General features: G+C 46.5%; 13 protein-coding genes. 6 read left to right on the forward strand and 7 right to left on the reverse strand.

Translation table 11 applies throughout. The annotated features are described in order from the left end of the window. Window positions 1-34 precede the first annotated feature (34 nt). The 5 genes from TRNA_RS25500 to TRNA_RS25520 form a co-directional block, all read right to left on the reverse strand. On the reverse strand, window positions 35-1,129 hold the full coding sequence (locus TRNA_RS25500) for a DegT/DnrJ/EryC1/StrS family aminotransferase (RefSeq protein ID WP_009329060.1): 1,095 nt from the start codon (window positions 1,127-1,129) through the stop codon (window positions 35-37). Next, window positions 1,126-1,668, reverse strand: coding sequence for an acyltransferase (locus TRNA_RS25505; RefSeq protein ID WP_011197648.1), 543 nt, complete (start codon window positions 1,666-1,668; stop codon window positions 1,126-1,128). The genes TRNA_RS25500 and TRNA_RS25505 overlap by 4 nt, the downstream gene beginning before the upstream one ends. 17 nt (window positions 1,669-1,685) lie before the next feature. Continuing rightward, window positions 1,686-2,660 carry an NAD-dependent epimerase/dehydratase family protein gene (locus TRNA_RS25510; protein WP_011197649.1) on the reverse strand — a complete coding sequence of 325 codons (975 nt, stop codon included), beginning with the start codon at window positions 2,658-2,660 and terminating at the stop codon, window positions 1,686-1,688. A 67-nt stretch (window positions 2,661-2,727) separates the two neighbouring features. Continuing rightward, window positions 2,728-4,101 (reverse strand): glycosyltransferase, encoded by a 1,374-nt coding sequence (locus TRNA_RS25515; RefSeq protein ID WP_011197650.1) that lies wholly within the window; start codon window positions 4,099-4,101, stop codon window positions 2,728-2,730. Window positions 4,102-4,256: 155 nt separating this feature from the next. Then, on the reverse strand, window positions 4,257-6,500 hold the full coding sequence (locus TRNA_RS25520; RefSeq protein ID WP_011201585.1) for a glycosyltransferase: 2,244 nt from the start codon (window positions 6,498-6,500) through the stop codon (window positions 4,257-4,259). A 194-nt stretch (window positions 6,501-6,694) separates the two neighbouring features. On the opposite strand from TRNA_RS25520, the gene TRNA_RS25525 reads away from it, so the two are divergent. The 5 genes from TRNA_RS25525 (at window position 6,695) to TRNA_RS25545 (ending at window position 12,443) form a co-directional block, all read left to right on the forward strand. Next, on the forward strand, window positions 6,695-7,777 hold the full coding sequence (locus tag TRNA_RS25525) for a glycosyltransferase (RefSeq protein WP_003179768.1): 1,083 nt from the start codon (window positions 6,695-6,697) through the stop codon (window positions 7,775-7,777). A gap of 122 nt (window positions 7,778-7,899) precedes the next feature. After that, window positions 7,900-9,009: a DegT/DnrJ/EryC1/StrS family aminotransferase gene (locus tag TRNA_RS25530; protein ID WP_003179769.1), complete on the forward strand. Its 1,110-nt coding sequence runs from the start codon at window positions 7,900-7,902 to the stop codon at window positions 9,007-9,009. After that, on the forward strand, window positions 9,006-10,070 hold the full coding sequence (locus tag TRNA_RS25535) for a Gfo/Idh/MocA family protein (protein WP_003179771.1): 1,065 nt from the start codon (window positions 9,006-9,008) through the stop codon (window positions 10,068-10,070). The genes TRNA_RS25530 and TRNA_RS25535 overlap by 4 nt, the downstream gene beginning before the upstream one ends. Window positions 10,071-10,155: 85 nt before the next feature. Then, entirely contained in the window at window positions 10,156-11,451 is a 1,296-nt protein-coding gene (locus TRNA_RS25540; RefSeq protein WP_011197652.1) for a nucleotide sugar dehydrogenase, read from the forward strand. An 80-nt stretch (window positions 11,452-11,531) separates the two neighbouring features. Then, the gene (locus tag TRNA_RS25545; protein WP_011197653.1) at window positions 11,532-12,443 is read left to right on the forward strand and encodes an alpha/beta hydrolase; all 912 of its coding nucleotides are present in this window, start codon (window positions 11,532-11,534) and stop codon (window positions 12,441-12,443) included. Here the strand turns inward: TRNA_RS25545 and TRNA_RS25550 are convergent. Next, entirely contained in the window at window positions 12,440-12,832 is a 393-nt protein-coding gene (locus TRNA_RS25550) for a winged helix-turn-helix transcriptional regulator (protein WP_003179777.1), read from the reverse strand. The genes TRNA_RS25545 and TRNA_RS25550 overlap by 4 nt on opposite strands. A 130-nt stretch (window positions 12,833-12,962) precedes the next feature. On the opposite strand from TRNA_RS25550, the gene TRNA_RS25555 reads away from it, so the two are divergent. After that, on the forward strand, window positions 12,963-13,646 hold the full coding sequence (locus TRNA_RS25555; RefSeq protein ID WP_003179779.1) for an NAD(P)H-dependent oxidoreductase: 684 nt from the start codon (window positions 12,963-12,965) through the stop codon (window positions 13,644-13,646). Between the two features lie 41 nt (window positions 13,647-13,687). On the opposite strand, the gene TRNA_RS25560 is transcribed toward TRNA_RS25555, so the two are convergent. Then, window positions 13,688-18,025: a multifunctional 2',3'-cyclic-nucleotide 2'-phosphodiesterase/3'-nucleotidase/5'-nucleotidase gene (locus TRNA_RS25560; protein WP_011197654.1), complete on the reverse strand. Its 4,338-nt coding sequence runs from the start codon at window positions 18,023-18,025 to the stop codon at window positions 13,688-13,690. Between the last annotated feature and the right edge of the window lie 217 nt (window positions 18,026-18,242).

Below are 18,242 nucleotides of genomic sequence, written 5' to 3' on the forward strand. Positions count from 1 at the left end.
CGTTCACTATTCTCTGTGAACGGGATATTTTGAACTAATCAACCTTAAATTTGATAAATGATTGTATGGCTGAAACCACATGATCTAAATCGACTTCATCATGGCAAGGGAGGGTAATCGTATGTTGTTCAAGAAAGAGAGAATTCGATTTTAGCTGTTGGTATTTCCGGCGGTAATAGGGAGTGCCGCTTAAACAATAAGTGCCGAAAGTCGACTCTATATGGCAGTCGCTCAAATATTGAATCAATTCGTCGCGAACGATGTTTTTTGGAACTTTGAAAACGGCGGATTGTATGTTGTGTACAACGGCTGGACCGATTTTTTGACTTTGGAATCCGAGGGGTTCAAGCTGTTCACTATATGCTTTCTGCTGAAGGTTTCTCCGATGAATGATGTCATCAAGTTTTTGGAGCTGTTTAATTCCAAGAGCGGCTTGGATATCGGATAATCTGTAGTTGTAGCCGAAATCTATAAAATCCAATTTTCCGTCAGAGATGGCAGCGCCATGGTTTAATTTGACCGAAAGCCAGTCTTTCAACTCTTCCCGGTCGGTTGTAATTGCCCCGCCTTCGCCTGTCGTAAGCAGCTTTCTTGGGTGAAAGCTGAAACAGGTGAGATCGGCAATTTTTCCGGATTTACAGCCGTATTCGCTGCTGCCGATCGCACAAGCGGCATCATCCACAAGGGGTAAGCCGTACTCCTTACAAATTTGCTTAATGTTGGTGATGCCTGTCGGGTTTCCAAGAGCATCTACAAAAAGAACGGCTTTTGTACGGGACGTGATTTGACTTTCCAGTTCTTCTGGAAGCATGTTAAATGTTTCAAGATCAACATCGGCAAAAACCGGCTTGGCTCCTAAATCTTCTATTACATTGACAGTGGCGGGGAACGAGAAGTCTGAGACGATTACTTCATCTCCGGGTTGCACGTTCAGGCTTTTAAGGCACATCGATAAAGCCGTTGTTGCCGATGTTGTTAAAAAAGCATGCTTTGCACTGACATACTGTCTCATATGATCAGCAAATGTTCTGACATAAGGGCCTTTTGTCAGCATGCCAGAGGAAAATATCTCCTTTAATTCTGCTTGCACTTCTTCAAATGTAATATACGGCTCGATCAATCTGATCATGAGAGATCCTCATCTTTCATTCTTCGGTTTTTAATCACCTTTGCCGGCACGCCTACTGCTATGCTGTACGGGGGAATATTGCGATTGACGACGGCATTTGCTCCGATTTTGGAGTGGGCGCCTATCGTAACGCCTGCTAGGATAGACGCACCGATCCCGATGTTGCAGTTTTCTTCAATATGAATAGGAGCGAATGTAAGCGGCGAAAACAAAATGGTACTGTCGGGTTTATCAGGATCGGTATGGTAAGCGGCATGTATCCGGACGTTCGGACCAATTCCTGCAAATTCTCCGATTGTAACCCCGCCGGCACCGTGTATAAAACATTGCTGCCCGATCCAGCTGTTTGAACCGATGATCAGGTCATGCTTATAATAGCCTTTTAAAATCGTGTCATGGCCGATATAAACGTTATCTCCGATATAGATGTTTTCCGGATGAAAAATGCGGACCCCGTCTTCGATAACGACATTTTCGCCACAGCCCCCAAGCTGGGAAAGAGTGAATTCACCTTTTCCTTCGCTTTTCCATTGTTTCAACAATAGCGCCTCCTTTCTTATTGATCCAAATTTTTTTTAATGCTTTCAGCTGTTCTTCTGATGCCTTCTTCCAGATCAACTTTAGCGCTGAAACCGAGCATCTCTTTTGCTTTATTGACCTGAGGGATGCGCAGTTCAATATCGGCTTCTTTTTTCTCCCCAAAGAAGATTTGTGATTTTGATCCGAGAACTCTGATAATCGTGCTTGCCAATCCGTATACGGTGATCACAGTGCGTTCATTGCCGATGTTGAAAGACTCTCCGATGGCTTCCTTCATCGTCAAACAACGCAAAATTCCGTCGATCATGTCATCTACGTAACACCAGGCCCGGATTTGCGTTCCATCGCCGTGAATATAGATCGGCTCATCTAACAGAGCTCTGTGAACCATCGTTTTGATGGCGCCTTCGCCGACTTGTTCCGGTCCATAAACATTAAAAGGGCGGACGGTGACGGTCGGAAGCCCAAGTTCTTTAAAATAGGCATATGCCATATGCTCCTCGGCGAGTTTGCTGACAGCATATGTCCAGCGGGCTTCTCCCACCGCTCCTAAAACAGTATGACTGGTCTCGCGCGCTCTGAAAGCGATTTGGCCGAACACTTCGCTTGTACTGAAACAGACAACCCTTTTGCATTCGGTTAAACCGGCAGCCGCTTCAAGCAGATTGGCTGAACCGATCATGTTGACCTGCATCGTTTTAACCGGGTTTTGAATGACCGTGTCAATCCCAGCGATGCCGGCGGCGTGGACAATGTGGCTGGCCCCCTGGATCGCCTTTTTAAGCGCGTTCAAATCCAAAATGTCTCCCTGCAGCACTTTCAAGTGAGGATGGTCCCGGTAAGGCTTATACCGGAGGGAGTCTCTTGAAAAATTGTCATATACGGTGACGCTGTTGCGCTCTATCAGCTTTCCTATTAAAGAGGATCCGATAAAGCCTGCTCCGCCAGTTATGAAAATATGCTGGCCGGATAACTCTGTCATATCGCTCATCAATTGTTCACCTGCTTGTTTCGTTTTTTTTTACATACAAATCCCGCGACGGGAAAGTTGTTCAACTTCATTCCGAAAGTAGCGACTGATAAACAGCCAATGTTTTTTTGCTGTTTTTCACCATATCATGATGAACTTCTGCATACTTTCTTCCTTTCTGGCCGATTTCCGGCAGCATATCCCGGTTTTTAAGCACATTTTCAATCACCTCTGTAATGTTGGCGGGATTTGCTCTTATAAGAGGCAGTTCGGAAGGATAGTGATCCTTCATAAAATCACTGATCCAGCAGATAACGGGTTTCCCCATTGCCATCGATTCGACGGCAAATAATCCGTAGCTGCCGATATGAAGCTGATCAATGATCAAATCAGCCTTTTGGTAGATTTTCTTTGCCTGTTCATGAGAAACTCCTTGTACTAGGTGAAAATGAAAATCGTATTTTTCTTTTAAAGATTCAACCGCCTTAAGGATGTGGCGGGTTCCTTTTATTCCGGGAGAGGTGGGGGCATGAACGATGAGCGGCTTTTCATTTGACCTGTAGTCGGGAGTATAGCGGTCAAGCTGGATCATGGTCGGAATCATGTGGACATGCTCATAATAGTCTTTTACATACTCGTAAAGCTCCATATCGGCGACGATGCAGTGCTGGACATATTGGGAAATTCGTTTGAGGTGGTATCGAATTCGAGCTTCGTTTTTCGTTTTGACAACGGCGTATGGATTTGTTTTAGCCAATGTTGAATAAAGCCTCACATCGCTGCCCCAATGATGCATGACCATTGGTTTCTCAGCCTGTTTTAAAATGGGATAATCCGACATGTCCAGCGTGAAGCTTGTGCCGAAATGAAAATGGAACAAATCATAGGATGGCAGGAGATCATTGGCAAGCCTTCTCAGCTTCGCATTCATGGCGGGCGTATTGCGTTCTTTCAGCAATGACCAGGTGTAGTCGGCAGCGTAATTTAAATAATACGGATAGTAATTTAAAGTGTGGGCAAGCGCGCCATGCTGTGAGAGCCCTTTAGCCAAGGTATTCATTTGATTGGCGATTTCCATTGTGCCTTGCAAAATGCGGATTTGCCCAGCCGGAGGTTCGGTTTTTTCGTCAACAGGAAGATCCAGCTTCGGCCAGCTTGCGGTTTCTGCTCCATCTCCTTTTTGAAGATAGGCCGCGCTTTCTTTTTCCCTTCCGGTGCGCAGGCACACTTTTCCCATCAGCAGATTTAAAGATCTGTTTTCAGGAAAAAGATCAAGCCCTCTCCAGAGCCACAGCCAAGCGTTATAGTCATGGCCGAGATAGACAGAAAGAGAGGCTTGAAGAAAATAAAAGTCAGGCTCGTTATGCGATCCCTGGGCTTCCCACTCCTTTAGGCGCTTCATGGCTTTGTTCCACTCTTTTTGTTCCAGACAATGAATGATATCTGATTTGAAATCTTTCATGATGACCTCCCATCGATCATGCTGATTCAATTTCTCCTTTTAAATAACAGAATACAAAAACACTTTGTGCGCTCTATCATACGTATAAATGAATCTATATGACTGTGTATTTGTGCGAGAGTATAAGAGAAAAACCTTCCACAGAGCGGAAGGCCTTATATCAGCTGGATTTTTTTAATATTTTTCATATATCGTTCATACTGATTGTCTGAAGCGAGGCTTAATTGGAAGTATTCATCCATTTTATCCAGGAGCGGCTGAATGCATTCTTTTTTGGCGTCTTGATCTAAATGCCGGGTATATCCGTTTTGTGCGTATCTCCGGGCCATTCTCCAAAAGGTTTTTCCGATGCTGAAATATTTCAAGGACTGTCTTTGATTTTCCTCAAGCTCCTTCCATTTGATATGAGGAAAATAGACGCTTTCGTCAAATTCTTTCACAATATAATCCATGACGTACACAAGCGATTGAATTCTTTTATGCAATTGGTAGGAAATGTTTTTTTGGTGGCGGCGGTAGCATAATACAGGTTTTTTTAAATAGCGCCGCTTCCAGCCGCGCTTCGTGTTGGCCAAACAATTCAGCACATCCCCTGCAAGCGGCTTTTGCGGATCAACCAGCCAAGTGAAGCCTTTTTGCTGATAATAAGATGCTTTAAACATGCCCACCATCGGGACAATGCCTGAGCCGCCCCTTTGAAAAATAGTCCTCACCAGCTCCTCATCGCCATACTCTTGATATGTCCACAGACCCGCATTTTTCCCGTGTTGATCAACGAGCAAAAGGTCGCCGTAAACATAATCCAATCCCTCTTCTTCAAAAAAGCATTGCATAAAGTCATGGATCACCAAATTGTGCGGGAGGAAATCATCTGCGCTTAAAAGCAAAACATATTCTCCCTTTGCCTCTTGGAAGATTTCCTTAAAAGCGAGATCAGGAAGTTTTGTATTTTCGCTGTGGCATATCGTTCGAATGTGCGGATGCGTTTTTTGATAGCTGCTGATTTTTTGCATGGAGTCGTCAGTTGAATGGTCGTCAACGATCAGAATGTCGATATTAGGGTAGAGTTGATTTAAAACGGATTGAAGGCATTCATCAATAAAATTACTGTAATTATAGTTGATGATGCCTACCGTAATCAGCGGCGGATTTGGCATAACCGTCAACTCTGACTGCTTTGCAAAGCCTGAAATCATCTCTTCAATTTTGCGCATGCTCAGGTCATATGAATAATGCTCTTCAATAAACGACCGATAATGGAGAGATGTATAATCACCGCTTGTGATCATGGCCACGAATTCATCTATTGTATTCCAAACAACTGATTCATCGTATATCGTCTTTGCGCCGTAAAAATTGTGAATCAGCGGTTTTATGCCTTTAGCCATCGCTTCCATGGCCGACATATGCTGACTTTCAAGAAGGCTCGTGCAAATCAGGTAATGCTTATCTTCCAAGTATTGATTCATATCATCCTGCCATCCGTCAAATTGGACGCTGTCAGTCAGCCGCAGTTCATCAATCATTTGCTTGAAGTACAACTGATAGCGGGCGTCCTGAAACGTCCCGGCGATAAACAGTTTGTATCTTGGGTCTTTGTCAATCAGTGCTTTGAAAGCCTGCAGCAAAAGCATCGGCCCTTTTTTATAGTTGATATAGCCGACATAAGCGATGTGAAAGCCTTTTTGCCTTTGTTTAAAAGTGTATTGATCTAGCTTGATTCCATTTGGAACGACGGCCGTTTTCTCTTTTTTCAACGCCTTGACTTGATCCAATACGTATTCCCGCAAATGCTCTCCGTCAAAAATCACTTGGTCCACCGCTTGCCAATATACCTTTTTAATATAAAAAGTAAATGCTTCATAGCTGTGGAGTCTGCATATTAATGTTTTAGCCGCTGCAGAAGGGACTTTGCTCCCGTGGATCAATAAATCATCGCACCATTCAAACCAGCAAATATCCGCCCATTGCATGCCAGCGTCGATTTGATTCAGGTCATGAACCACGATTTTTTTTGTCCGGTAAGTTCCGGAAAGGTGCTCAACGACAGAATTCAAAAACCGGTCCAAATCCGGTTTGACGAAAAAAATGATTTTTGGACGCCTGACCATTTTTTTGAAAAGGTCTTCTTTCTCCTTCATGAGGCGAGGTCGATGTTCGCGCCTGACAAATAGGAGGGCATCATCATATAATTCAGACGCTCTCTGAGCCTGCTGCTTTTTTTCACAGACAAAAGCAGCGCTTATCAGCAAGCCGGGATCGAAGGGAGCGGCTTTCAGCTTCTCTTCAAGCTTCTGCGCAGCATCGTGCCATTTGTGATGAAAAATCAGTTGGGATATTTCAGTTTCTCTCCAGCTAAGCCCAACAGAGTCTAGCAGATATTCCAATTCATTATCCATCTGAAACCTCCTGGTTAAACACATTTTCGCTAGTAGTATCTATATTCAAACGAAAAAAGAAAGTTCTATGAAAAATACTTTGGAAATGGCGCAGCCTTGAAAATATAAAACAGTGATAGTGGCACAAACGCGATCAGCTGCTGTTTCATATTTTATGGGTAGATTTTAAAAAAGAGTCTCAGGGAGTGAAGGCTTTGGTTACAATCAGTCTATGTATGATTGTCAAAAATGAAGAAGAAGTATTAGCGAGATGCCTTGATACAGTGAAAGACATTGTAGATGAGATTAATATTGTTGATACGGGGTCGACAGATAAAACTGTAGAGATTGCGAAGCGATACACAGACCGCGTCTTTTTCTTTGAATGGATCGGCGATTTTGCGGCTGCCCGCAATGAATCGTTCAAACACGCCACTAAGGATTATATTCTCTATCTGGATGCGGATGATGTTTTGCTTGAAGAAGATCAGAAAAAACTGAAAGAGTTGAAGGAAACGCTTGATCCTTCCGTTGATTCCGTGTCTATGTACTATGATGCTGGAACCGACGAATTCGGAAATGTGACATTAAGGTACCGCCGCAACCGTCTGGTGAAAAGGGAGAAGAACTTTAAATGGAAAGGCGACTGCCATCAATATTTGGAGGTATTCGGGAACATCATCAATGCCGATATTTCAGTGACGCATAAAAAAATCCGCCACTCTGTCGGACGAAACCTCAATATTTACCAAAAGAAGATTGATCGCGGCGACACGTTTACCCCGCGCGACTATTTTTACTACGGTAATGAATTAAGAGAAAACAGACACTACGAAAAAGCGATTGAAAGCTACAATAAAAACATTGAAATGAAAGAAGGATGGATTGAAGACAAAGTATACGCCTGCATCAACAAAGCCGACTGCCACCGCTTTCTCGGCGACATGGACAATGAGCTGAGATCTCTGTTCCAGTCATTTGAATTTTCTAAAACGCCTCGTGCCGAAACATGCTCAAGAATCGGCTATAACTTTCAGCGGAGGCGGGAATACAAGGCCGCTATCTACTGGTATGAGCTGGCCACAACATTGGTGCCTGATTCAAATAAATGGAGCTTCACCTATCCGGCATACTATACTTGGTACCCTCATTTGCAAATGTGTGTGTGCTATTACAATTTAGGAGACTTTGAAAAGTCGTATCATCATAATGAAGAGGCGAGGAAATACCGTCCCGAAGACAAATCCGTCCTTCATAACAAACAGCTGCTGGAAGGGAAATTAGGCATTAACAATTAGCATTGTAAAGACTTACTGAACAAGTAGGTCTTTTTTTTATGAATAAAATCAAGCCGTGCCAATTTAGCGGCAGGCATCATAACTTATTTTGGAACTTTTTGAATTTAGAGGAGGAACAAAGGATGATCCCGTTAGTCAATTTAAAACGTCAATTTCAAACAGTAAAACAGGATATTTTAAAAGAGTTTGAACATGTGCTGGACAGCGGCCAATATATATTGGGGCCAAAGGTTGAAGAATTAGAGAAAAGAATAGCTGAAAAGCTTGGTGTAAAAGAAGCGGTCGCGGTCGCCAACGGAACGGATGCATTGGTGCTGACGCTTGAAGCTTTCGGCATCGGCAAAGGGGATGAAGTGATTACGACCCCGTTCACTTTTTTCGCCACCGCCGAAGCCGTCTCAAGGGTGGGGGCTGAACCTGTGTTTGCTGATGTCGATCCTGAAACATACAATCTTGATCCGAAAAAAATAGAAGAAAAGATCACCCCTGCTACTAAAGCGATCATTCCCGTCCATATCTTCGGACAGCCGGCTGATATGGACGAGATCATGGAGCTTGCCAAAAAACACGGACTGCTTGTGATTGAGGATGCCTGCCAAGCGTTCGGCGCATCGTATAAAGAGCGGCCTGTCGGCAGCATCGGGGATGCCGCCTGTTTTTCATTTTTCCCTACAAAAAACTTGGGAACATTGGGAGACGGGGGAATGGTGACGATTTCAGACCCGGATGCAGCCCGGCAATTAAGAACACTCAGAACCCATGGCACTAGCAAAAAATACTTCCATGACAAAATCGGTTTCAACAGCCGTCTTGATGAATTACACGCCGCAGCTTTACTCATTCTTCTTGAGAAAATCGACGGCTGGAATGAACAAAGAAGAAGAGTGGCCAGCCGCTACAGAGAAGGTTTGAAAACGGCGGAGCACCTCACACTGCCGGCAGAGAAAGAGGACCGCACACATATCTATCATCTCTATTGTATCGGCGCGAAAAACCGCGACTACATCATACAATCGCTGAAAGAGCAGGACATTCATTCAGGTGTGTATTATCCTTGCTGCCTTCATCTGCAATCGGTCTATTCTTCACTGCAGTACAAAAAAGGCGATTTTCCTATAGCCGAGTCCTTGTCCGAAACCCTTTTCGCCATTCCGATGGATCCTTTTCTAGCCGCCGAGGAACAAGATCAGATTATTTCTGCGCTGCTGAAAAAAGGAGGAGGGGAAAAGTGACGGTTCATTTTGGTTTAATCGGCTGCGGCTATATGTCAAGAAAACATCTTCAAGCACTGGCCGAGTGCGATGATGCAAAGTTGTCGGCCGTCAGTGATTTGCAGGAAGAAAGAATGAAGGAAGCGGAAGAATACTATGCTTCCCTCGCCGGTGAGGAAAGCCGAATGACCCGCTATCCGCAGTATCAAGCGCTGCTTTCAGATCCTAAAATTGAAGCGGTCATTATTGCGGCGGTTTCGGGACTGCACGCCGAAATGGCCAAACATGCGCTGCTGGCAGGCAAGCACGTCATCGTCGAAAAACCGATGACCTTGTCATTACGGGATGCCGATGAGCTTATAGAACTGGCGGAGCAGAACGGGCTGAAGCTCATGGTCTGCCACCAGATGCGCCACCGGCCGATCATGAAAAAACTGAAGGAAACGATTGAGGAAGGAAAGCTGGGAAAGATCTACTTGGGCACGGTATCGCTCCGCTTAAACAGGTCCCCCGCTTATTATGAAGCGGCATCCTGGCGGGGAAGCTGGGAAAAAGACGGCGGGATGCTGGTCAATCAAGGGATACATCTGATCGATCTGCTGCAATGGTTTTTAGGTGATGTAAAAGGCGTTTACGGAGATATGCTGGGCGGCTCCGGAGCTAAAGAAACGGAAGATGTTGCTGTCGGTATTCTGACGTTTGCCAGTCAGGCGAAAGGTGTAGTAGAAGCGAATATCGTCACACAGCCAAACAATATCGGAAGCTCTCTCTCGATTTTTGGAGAAAATGGAACGATTTCATTGGAAGGTCCGGCATTAAACCGGATCAGCCGCTGGTACATCCACGGGGAGAAGGCGGATGCTGAAGAAGCGGCAAAGCTGATTGACATCGGCGGCGAACAAACCGCAATGTATCAAAACTTTATAAGCGCCCTCAAGCGCCAAGACACGCTATTGGTTGACGGCTATGAAGGAAAAAAGGCGATTGAAACCATCTTTGGAATCTATCAATCTGTGCTGCAGAAGCAACCGGTGCAGCTGCCTCTTTCTTCATTTCAAACAACTGATATGAAAAATAAATAGGTTTTGTTTTGGTAGATCGTCCCTTTCAAAAAAAGATTTGAAACATAGTTTATTAAAGGAATGTACAGAAGGGGCGAGTTGATAAATGAGCAAACAGGAAATTCATAACGAAACGATAGCGGTCATCGGCTTGGGGTTTGTCGGTCTGCCCTTGGCCATGTTGTTGATATCAAAAGGAATGCGGGTTATCGGTGTTGATTTGGACAAAAAGAAAGTCGAGGCATTGCGGAAAGGAACCAGCTATATTTCGGATATAAACGATCAAGCGGTGCAGGACGGAATAGGCACCGGTTTCTTTCGTCCTGTTTCGGACTACAGTTTAATCGGTGAAGCGGATGCCGTCATCATCTGCGTGCCGACGCCTTTGAATGATGATGCGGGTCCTGATTTGAATTATGTGAAAAGAGCGGCGCAATTGATTGGAGCGCACTTGAAAAAAGGGCAGCTCGTCGTGTTGGAAAGCTCGACATATCCGGGTACGACAAGAGACATCGTCAAACCGATCCTGGAAAAAAGCGGCCTTGTATGCGGGAAGGATTTTTACTTGGCTTATTCTCCAGAACGCGTTGATCCGGGCAATCAGTTCCCGATTGAGGTCGTGCCGAAGGTAGTGGGAGGAGCGACGGATGCATGCCTTGAAAAGGTGCATCAATTATACAGCGGCATTTATGAAGAGGTTGTGCCTGTTACATCGCCAGAAACAGCGGAGCTGACAAAGCTGCTCGAAAATACGTACCGGTTTATTAATATTTCATTCATTAATGAATTCGCGATGATATGCGACAGGCTCGGGGTGAATGTGTGGGAAGTCATCGAGGCGGCAAGCACGAAGCCGTATGGGTTTGCGGCTTTTTATCCAGGCCCCGGCATCGGCGGCCATTGCATCCCCGTCGACCCGCTGTATTTGCAGTTTGTCATGAAACAAAGCGGATTATCGAGCGACTTTATCGAGCTGTCGGAAGCGACAAATGATAGAATCGTCCGCTATATTTCAGAGCGCTCCTTGCAGCTGGCAGGGAAAGACAAGGCGACAGACGCCCGCATCTTAATCTACGGCGTCACCTATAAACGAAATATCGCGGATGTCCGCGAATCAAAATCGCTTGATATTATAGAGAAGCTGATCGGCATGGGAGCAGATGTTTCCTACCATGATCCGCACGTTCCGGACCTCGACCTCAGCGGCAAAAAGCTAGCAAGCGTGCCGATAGATTCAAAGATGCTGAAAGAGTATGACTGTGTTGTCATTTTAACTGATCATGACGCACTCCCGAAAGAGCTGTTATTAAACCATGCAAACGTGATATTTGATACGAGAGGAGTGCTGAGGGAAGCAGCCGGAAAAGCAAAAGTCATCCAGCTCGGAAACGGGCGCTCCTGAATCAATTTTTCTGCAGCGACTCACGCCCAGATCCGTTCGGAATACAATAAGTTAAAACAAGAACGAAAAGGGTGAGGGCCGTGTGGATCGGAATTCTGTTGATGGTCTCTGGGATTGGGATCAGTATTTTCGCCGTCAGTCTGATTGTCAGCTATTTGTTTGTTTTGCCGAACCGGAGCACATATGAAGAAACTTTTTTCAGCGGACTCAAACACGGCGAGATCATCGATGACGTGTTTGAGTCCCACGACAAAGAAGAGCTGTTTTTGACAGCAGGGGATGGATGCCGGCTGCATGCGCTGCTATTTCCCGTTCAAAAGAGCAGGAAAGCCGTCATCATCTCCCACGGCATCAAGTGGTCGCTGTTTGGCGGGTATAAATACGTCGAGCTGTTTCAGTCCATCGGCTACAATGTCCTGCTTTGCGACAGCAGGTGCCACGGGTTGAGCGGCGGTTCACACGTTTCCTACGGGTTTTACGAAAAGGATGATTTGGCGAGGTGGGCTGACGAGCTTGAGAACAGGTTCGGCAAAGATCTTTGGATCGGGGTGCTTGGCGAATCGCTCGGAGCGGCGGCTGCCATCGAGCTGATGAAACAGGATCGGAGAATCAAGTTTTGTATTGCCGATTCCTGCTTCAGCGATTTAACAGAGCTATGCCGCTTTCAGCTGAAAGCCGCCGTCAAATTGTCCGTGCCGTTTCTCATCCCGTTGGCAAGCGGGCTGATCAAGCGGCGCCACGGCTGGAGCCTTGCTGATATATCGCCGGTCAGCAACCTTGAGCAGTCAGACACGCCGCTGTTGATCATCCACGGCACAAAGGATCAGCTTGTTCCGCCGGAAATGGCCAAAAGCCTGTATGAGAGGAAAAAGGGATTCAAGAAACTGTACTGGATTGAAGGCGCCGGACATGTCGGCGGATTTCGCCACAATCCTGAGGAATACTTAAATAAAATCAAAGACTTTATCTTGAAAATCGAGCCGGCCAATTAGCCTTGCGATTCCAGTTTTTCAGCGGCTGCCGATCTTTGGCGCGCTTCCTTGATTTTGCCGGCGTAGGACGTTCCCCAATTCATCATTTGCCGGATGATCGGGATCAGCGTCTTGCCGAACTCGGTTAAACTGTACTCGACTTTCGGAGGAACCTGTTTGTAAATTGTACGGCAGACGATGCCGTCGCGCTCAAGCTCTCGAAGCTGGAGGGTCAGCATCCGCTGAGTCACGCCGGGAATTAAGCGCCGCAGTTCATTAAAGCGTTTTTTATCATCGATCAAGTGATACAGAATGACGCTTTTCCATTTGCCGCCGATGATATCGATCGTTGCTTCCACCGGACATGAATAACCGTCCGGTGCTTCGCATGCTGCCGGATGTTTTTTCATTTTCTTCTCTCCTTAGTATAAAAAATGATACTATGCCACAAAAATGTGCGTACTTTCTTATTGCTATTATAATGATTAGAATGAAATTGAGAAAGGAATATAAACTATAGAGAAAAGGAGAGAACATAATATGACAGAGCAATCCAAGAAGCAAGAGATTCTTGACGCATTCCAATTTAGACATGCGACAAAAGAATTTGATCCGGACAGAAAGATATCAGATGAGGATTTTCAGTTCATTTTAGAAGCGGGCAGACTGTCGCCAAGCTCGGTCGGCCTCGAACCGTGGCAATTTGTCGTCGTCCAAAATAAAGAGCTGCGTGAAAAACTGCGTCAAGTCTCATGGGGTGCACAGGGGCAGCTTCCGACAGCCAGCCATTTCGTTTTGCTGCTCGGACGCACGGCTAAGGAAATGCGACGTGATTCCGGCTATGTTGCAGATCAATTAAAGCATGTGAAAAAAATGCCGGAGGACATCATTGAAAATATGCTGAAAGAAGACGGCGTTCTGGAAAGTTTCCAAGACGGCGATTTTCATTTGTACGAAAGCGACAGGGCGATGTTTGACTGGGTATCAAAGCAAACGTACATCGCGCTCGCCAACATGATGACGGCTGCCGCTTTGATCGGCATTGACTCCTGCCCGATTGAAGGCTTTAACTACGACAAAGTCCACGACATCCTTGAAAAAGAAGGGGTGTTGGAGGATGGCCGCTTTGACATCTCGGTCATGGCCGCTTTCGGATACCGTGTGAAAGAGCCGCGTCCGAAGACGAGACGGGCGCTTGATCAAATCGTGAAATGGGTCGAATAAGAAAAGTGCGGTTCTGCATAAGCAGACCGCACTTTTTATATTTAGATCTGGAGCTTGCGCCGCTTCCTTTGGTAAAGGTACAGGCCGCTTCCGGATATAAGCAACAGCAGGCCGAGCATCAGCCAATGATAGGCGTTTGAAGCGGTGTCAGGCAAAAAACCGCCGTTTGAACCATCGGAAGGTTCATTTCCGTCATCTGCTCCGCCGCTGTCATGACCGCCTGATCCGTCTCCGCCGCTGCCGGCGCCGGGCGAAGCAGGGGGTTCACCGCCGCTGCCGCCATCCGGAGTGTCATCATCGCCGGAACCCGTCGGAAGGGAAGGCGACCCGGCATCATTGTCATTCATCACGGTATACTCGCTGAAATGGTCGACATAGCCTGCAACGGTACGGCCTTTCGTATAGCCGTTTGTTACTTTTGTGAAGCTGTTGTTTTTGCGGTCGACATAATAGACGCTCAAATGTTTATCAGGAGCATCGACTTGGAACAACAGTCCGACAGGCTCTTTAAATGTGCTGACCGTTTTACCATTCTGCTGAATGTTGAAATCATATACCTTTGTGACCGCCTGTTTGATATCCTTGGCGATTTTAATGCTGATTTTTGTCTTTTCGCTTGCCAGATTAACGGCTGGAAGCTGCATCGCAATGCGATCGTTTTTCAGGGTGATGCTTGGATCACCGGTTCTTTCTTTGACAAGGTCAGTCTGTGCTTTTGTCATATTCAGCATGATGTGTTCCTTTTCTGTGTCAGGGAAATAGGCAATCGCCTGATTTGCGTTTTTCGCGTATGTTTCGAACGGCTTTTCCGCAAGCGTCCAAGAGCCGTCTGCCTGACGGTCGGGAAGGAACACTTCTGTGATTCTGTTCTCGATGTTCGGTGAAACAGAATCGTATAAGGCAAGCTGCTCTGTAAAAATGTCGTAATCGGTAAAGCCGAGATCGACACCGTTTTTCGCTTCTTTAAAAACGGAATAGCCGTCTCCGCCGCCGCCCATGAAGTTATTTGTAGCGACACGGTAGGTTTTGTCCAAATCGAGCGGAACAGCGTCCCCTTTGTCATTGACTAGGTTCACATCAAGGATTCGCTCACCTTTTGGCTTGCTCAGTGTAAAGGTGAAGGATAGACCCGAAACATGCGGAAACGCGCCTCCGCCTTCTTCGACTTGGCTCACCCCGTGCTCAAGCGCTTCTTTGATTTGCGCCCCCGTCAAATCAGCGGCATAAAGGGTGTTGCCGAACGGCATGACCGTCAGCACATCGCCGAGTGTGATTTCGCCTTTGGCAATACCGCTTCTGATTCCGCCGCCGTTTGTGATGGCGATGTCAGCTCCGCCGGCTTGTTTTGCTTTCTTCAGCATGCCGTCCGCGATAAAATTGCCGAGGTTGGTTTCTTTTGAGCGGACATGCTCGCGTTTTCCGTCCAGCGGGACATCGGCATAGCCTACTTTTTTCTTTTTCAGTTCGTCAATATCTTCTTTAAAGCCGTCAAGCACTTCTTTCCCAGGAGGGTCTTCGTCCACTTTGTCGTCGATCGCGATCAAATTGAACCTTGATTGGTCCGTTTGAACGACGCCGTTCTCATCAAACACCACATCGACCCTTCCCAAAAACTGTCCGTAGTCTTTCACTTGAGCGACGATTGTCGGTTCTTCGTTCTCCACCACTTTCAAGTGATCGACAAGTGTATGCGTATGCCCGCCGATAATCAAATCGATGCCCTTCACTTTCTTGGCAAGCTCCAGATCCCGGTTGTAGCCGAGGTGGGTGAGGGCGATGATTTTGTTGACCTTTTCTTTTTCTTTCAGTTCCTTCACCGTTTTCTCTGCTGACTGATAAGCGTCATGAAACGCAATGTTCGGACCGGGGCTTGATGTATATGACGTATCTTCCGTCGTCAAGCCGAATACGCCGACTTGTTCGCCGTTTACATCAAGCAGAATATAAGGATAGATGCCGCTTTCTTTCTTTTTTCCCGCTGCTAAGACTGCAGGCTCTTTCTGAAAGCTTCGCAGCTTCGGCTCTTTTGATACATCCACATTGGAGCTGACGATCGGAAAATCGGGCTTTTCCAGCTGGTGTCTGTTTAACGGGTCGACGGCTGTATAGTTTCCGCTGAGAAAGTCTGCGAGCACTTTAGGCCCTTTATCAAATTCATGGTTGCCGAAGGTCATGGCGTCATAGCCCATCATGTTCATCAGTTTCAAATCGGCGAGTCCGTTCCATTTTGTAAAATACAGATCGCCGGAAAAGACGTCGCCGGCATCGAGCAGCACATTGTTTTCTGTTTCACTGCGGATTTCTTTCACTTTGGCAGCGCGCCTTGCCGCTCCATCAAGGTGGGCATGCGTGTCGTTCGTGTGCATGACGGTTAATGTCCAGTTTTCATCATCAACTGGAGGCTCTGAACCGTCAAAGTTCAGCTTATAGACGCCATATCCTTTGTTTTCGGATTCCCTGACAAAATCGATGTCATTCGCTTTTTCAGCAAACGGTTTGGCAAGGAGGGAAGACTCGAATGTCACGTCGGCTCCTTTAATCGGAGCGATCGACCAGTTGTTGTCGGCGGCGGGATTGACCGTTTTCTTCTCCATAATGTAGTTCATGAGCACCTGCCTGTTTTCATCAGCCGCCGCATAAACGACTTTGTCCTGAGTCAGATGCGGGAATCCGCCGCCCCCGGAGGCGCGGTAATTATTTGTGACGACAAGGAATTCCTGGTCGTCGCGGACGGGTTTTCCGTTGTAAGACAACTGTTTGACGCGGTTCGCCTGCGGATTTTTCACCCCGCCTGAGGCATTGTATTTTGCAGGCTGTGTGACATCGATCTGGTAGGTCACACCGTCAATGACATCGAAATTATACGACCTGAAATCGGGGTTGAGGAGCGCCTGTTCACCCGATTTTGAAGGATCGATCTGATTGAACTGCCCGGCCGACATTTCGATCCAGTCCTTCACTTCGCTTCCCGTCAGTTTGACGATATAGAGCGTATTGTCGTACAAATACAAATCGCCGATGTTTTTGATCGCAAGGTTTCCTGCTTTAATGTTTGTATAATAATCAGCACCGTTGCGTCCTCCTGCTTTGAACGGCGCGCCCGCTGATAAAATCGGCAGGTTTTCGTATTCCGTTCCCTTCATGACATCTTCCGCATACCATTTTTGTGCATCTGTGACAATCTGGATTGAAGGATCGTCTTTTACCTGCGCGAAAAAGCTGTTAATATCAGCTTCTGTTTGGCCAACCGGCGCGCGGACGTATTCGAGCGTTTTTTCGTGCGTATCTTTAATCGCGGAAACGACGGTTTCGTTTCGCGACGTCACATTTCCGGCAATCGCTTCCGTTTTTGCGCTGGCATCTTTCACTTTCCATTTGCCGCCGTCCAGTTCAAGCTGCATATCGATAATTCCTAAATGGCTGCCCCAGTTCTTCGGCATGACGACAGGAATGCCGTTGATCGTTCCTTTTTGGTTGTCGATCACGCCGTTACCGGGATAGTCGGTGCCGGGGAACAGACCGTGCTGATGTCCGGAGATGATCGCATCTATTCCTTCCGTCTTGAGAGCCAGGTCGTATACGGCGTTTTCGGCTCCCGCCGCCTGTTCGCCATTTTCAATTCCGGAGTGGGCGATCGCGATGATCACGTCGGCGCCTTCCTGTTTCATTTTTGGAATCGTTTCTTTTGCTGATTCGGTGATGTCCTGCACTGTGATTTTGCCGTCCAGGTGCTTTTTATCCCATGTTAAAATCTGAGGCGGAACGAAGCCGATATAGCCGACTTTAAGCTGGTGCTTTCGGCCGCTTTCATCCGTCAGCGTCCGGTCTTCAATATGATATGGCGTATATTTGTTCTTTCCGTCCGGTGTTTTAATATTGGCATTGACGATGGGAAATTCGGCCCCTTTTATCGTGCCGTCAAGGAATTCAAGGCCGTAGTTGAATTCGTGGTTTCCGAGCGTGCCGGCGTCATATTGCAGTTTGTTCATGACATCAATGATCGGGTGTGTTTTCGTTCCGGAGATAATCGATTCACGTTCATGTTTGAAGATGTATTCCCCTAGAGGGTTTCCTTGAATTAAGTCGCCGTTGTCGACAAGAATCGTGTTAGGATTCCGGCTCCGGTACTTTTCGATCAGCTGAGCCGTTCGTGCCAGTCCGAATTCAGCCGTTTCTTTGTCGGCATAGTAGTCATAATCCATCATATGGGCGTGGATATCTGTCGTACCCAAGATGCTGAGGCTGATCAGCGGGTGTTCGTTTTGTTCTTCTGCATATGTCTGGGTGTTTGGCATGAGTAAACTGAGTATCATCACTGAGGTTAGCAGAATACGGAGAATGTTTTTCCTTGAAAACCGTCTTTTCTGTATTCCCACCATTTCTCCACCTTTCAGATTAGAGTAACAATTTCTATTGTAAGAACTTTTTGTAAAGTTTTGTAGAACTTTCGTTGCGAATATTGTAAACACTCAGAAAATGATTCCAAAGTCTGTCTCTGTCTGCCGGGTGACTTAGGTACTTTGTCGCGAGGGCGTGGGGATGTTTTATTTAGTGTGGCAGGGGTAAATAGATTTATGTAGACAGAAGCTTCTGGGA

Origin of the sequence: Bacillus licheniformis DSM 13 = ATCC 14580 (genome assembly GCF_000011645.1) — a bacterium.
Classification (GTDB): domain Bacteria; phylum Bacillota; class Bacilli; order Bacillales; family Bacillaceae; genus Bacillus; species Bacillus licheniformis.

What these genes read in the sequence shown, in the direction of transcription:
- TRNA_RS25550 (WP_003179777.1), bottom strand. Translation starts at nt 12,832, where the DNA reads ATGAAAAAACATCCGGCAGCATGCGAAGCACCGGACGGTTATTCATGT.
- TRNA_RS25510 (WP_011197649.1), bottom strand. Translation starts at nt 2,660, where the DNA reads ATGAGCGATATGACAGAGTTATCCGGCCAGCATATTTTCATAACTGGC.
- TRNA_RS25520 (WP_011201585.1), bottom strand. Translation starts at nt 6,500, where the DNA reads ATGGATAATGAATTGGAATATCTGCTAGACTCTGTTGGGCTTAGCTGG.
- TRNA_RS25555 (WP_003179779.1), top strand. Translation starts at nt 12,963, where the DNA reads ATGACAGAGCAATCCAAGAAGCAAGAGATTCTTGACGCATTCCAATTT.
- TRNA_RS25500 (WP_009329060.1), bottom strand. Translation starts at nt 1,129, where the DNA reads ATGATCAGATTGATCGAGCCGTATATTACATTTGAAGAAGTGCAAGCA.
- TRNA_RS25515 (WP_011197650.1), bottom strand. Translation starts at nt 4,101, where the DNA reads ATGAAAGATTTCAAATCAGATATCATTCATTGTCTGGAACAAAAAGAG.
- TRNA_RS25540 (WP_011197652.1), top strand. Translation starts at nt 10,156, where the DNA reads ATGAGCAAACAGGAAATTCATAACGAAACGATAGCGGTCATCGGCTTG.
- TRNA_RS25530 (WP_003179769.1), top strand. Translation starts at nt 7,900, where the DNA reads ATGATCCCGTTAGTCAATTTAAAACGTCAATTTCAAACAGTAAAACAG.
- TRNA_RS25560 (WP_011197654.1), bottom strand. Translation starts at nt 18,025, where the DNA reads ATGGTGGGAATACAGAAAAGACGGTTTTCAAGGAAAAACATTCTCCGT.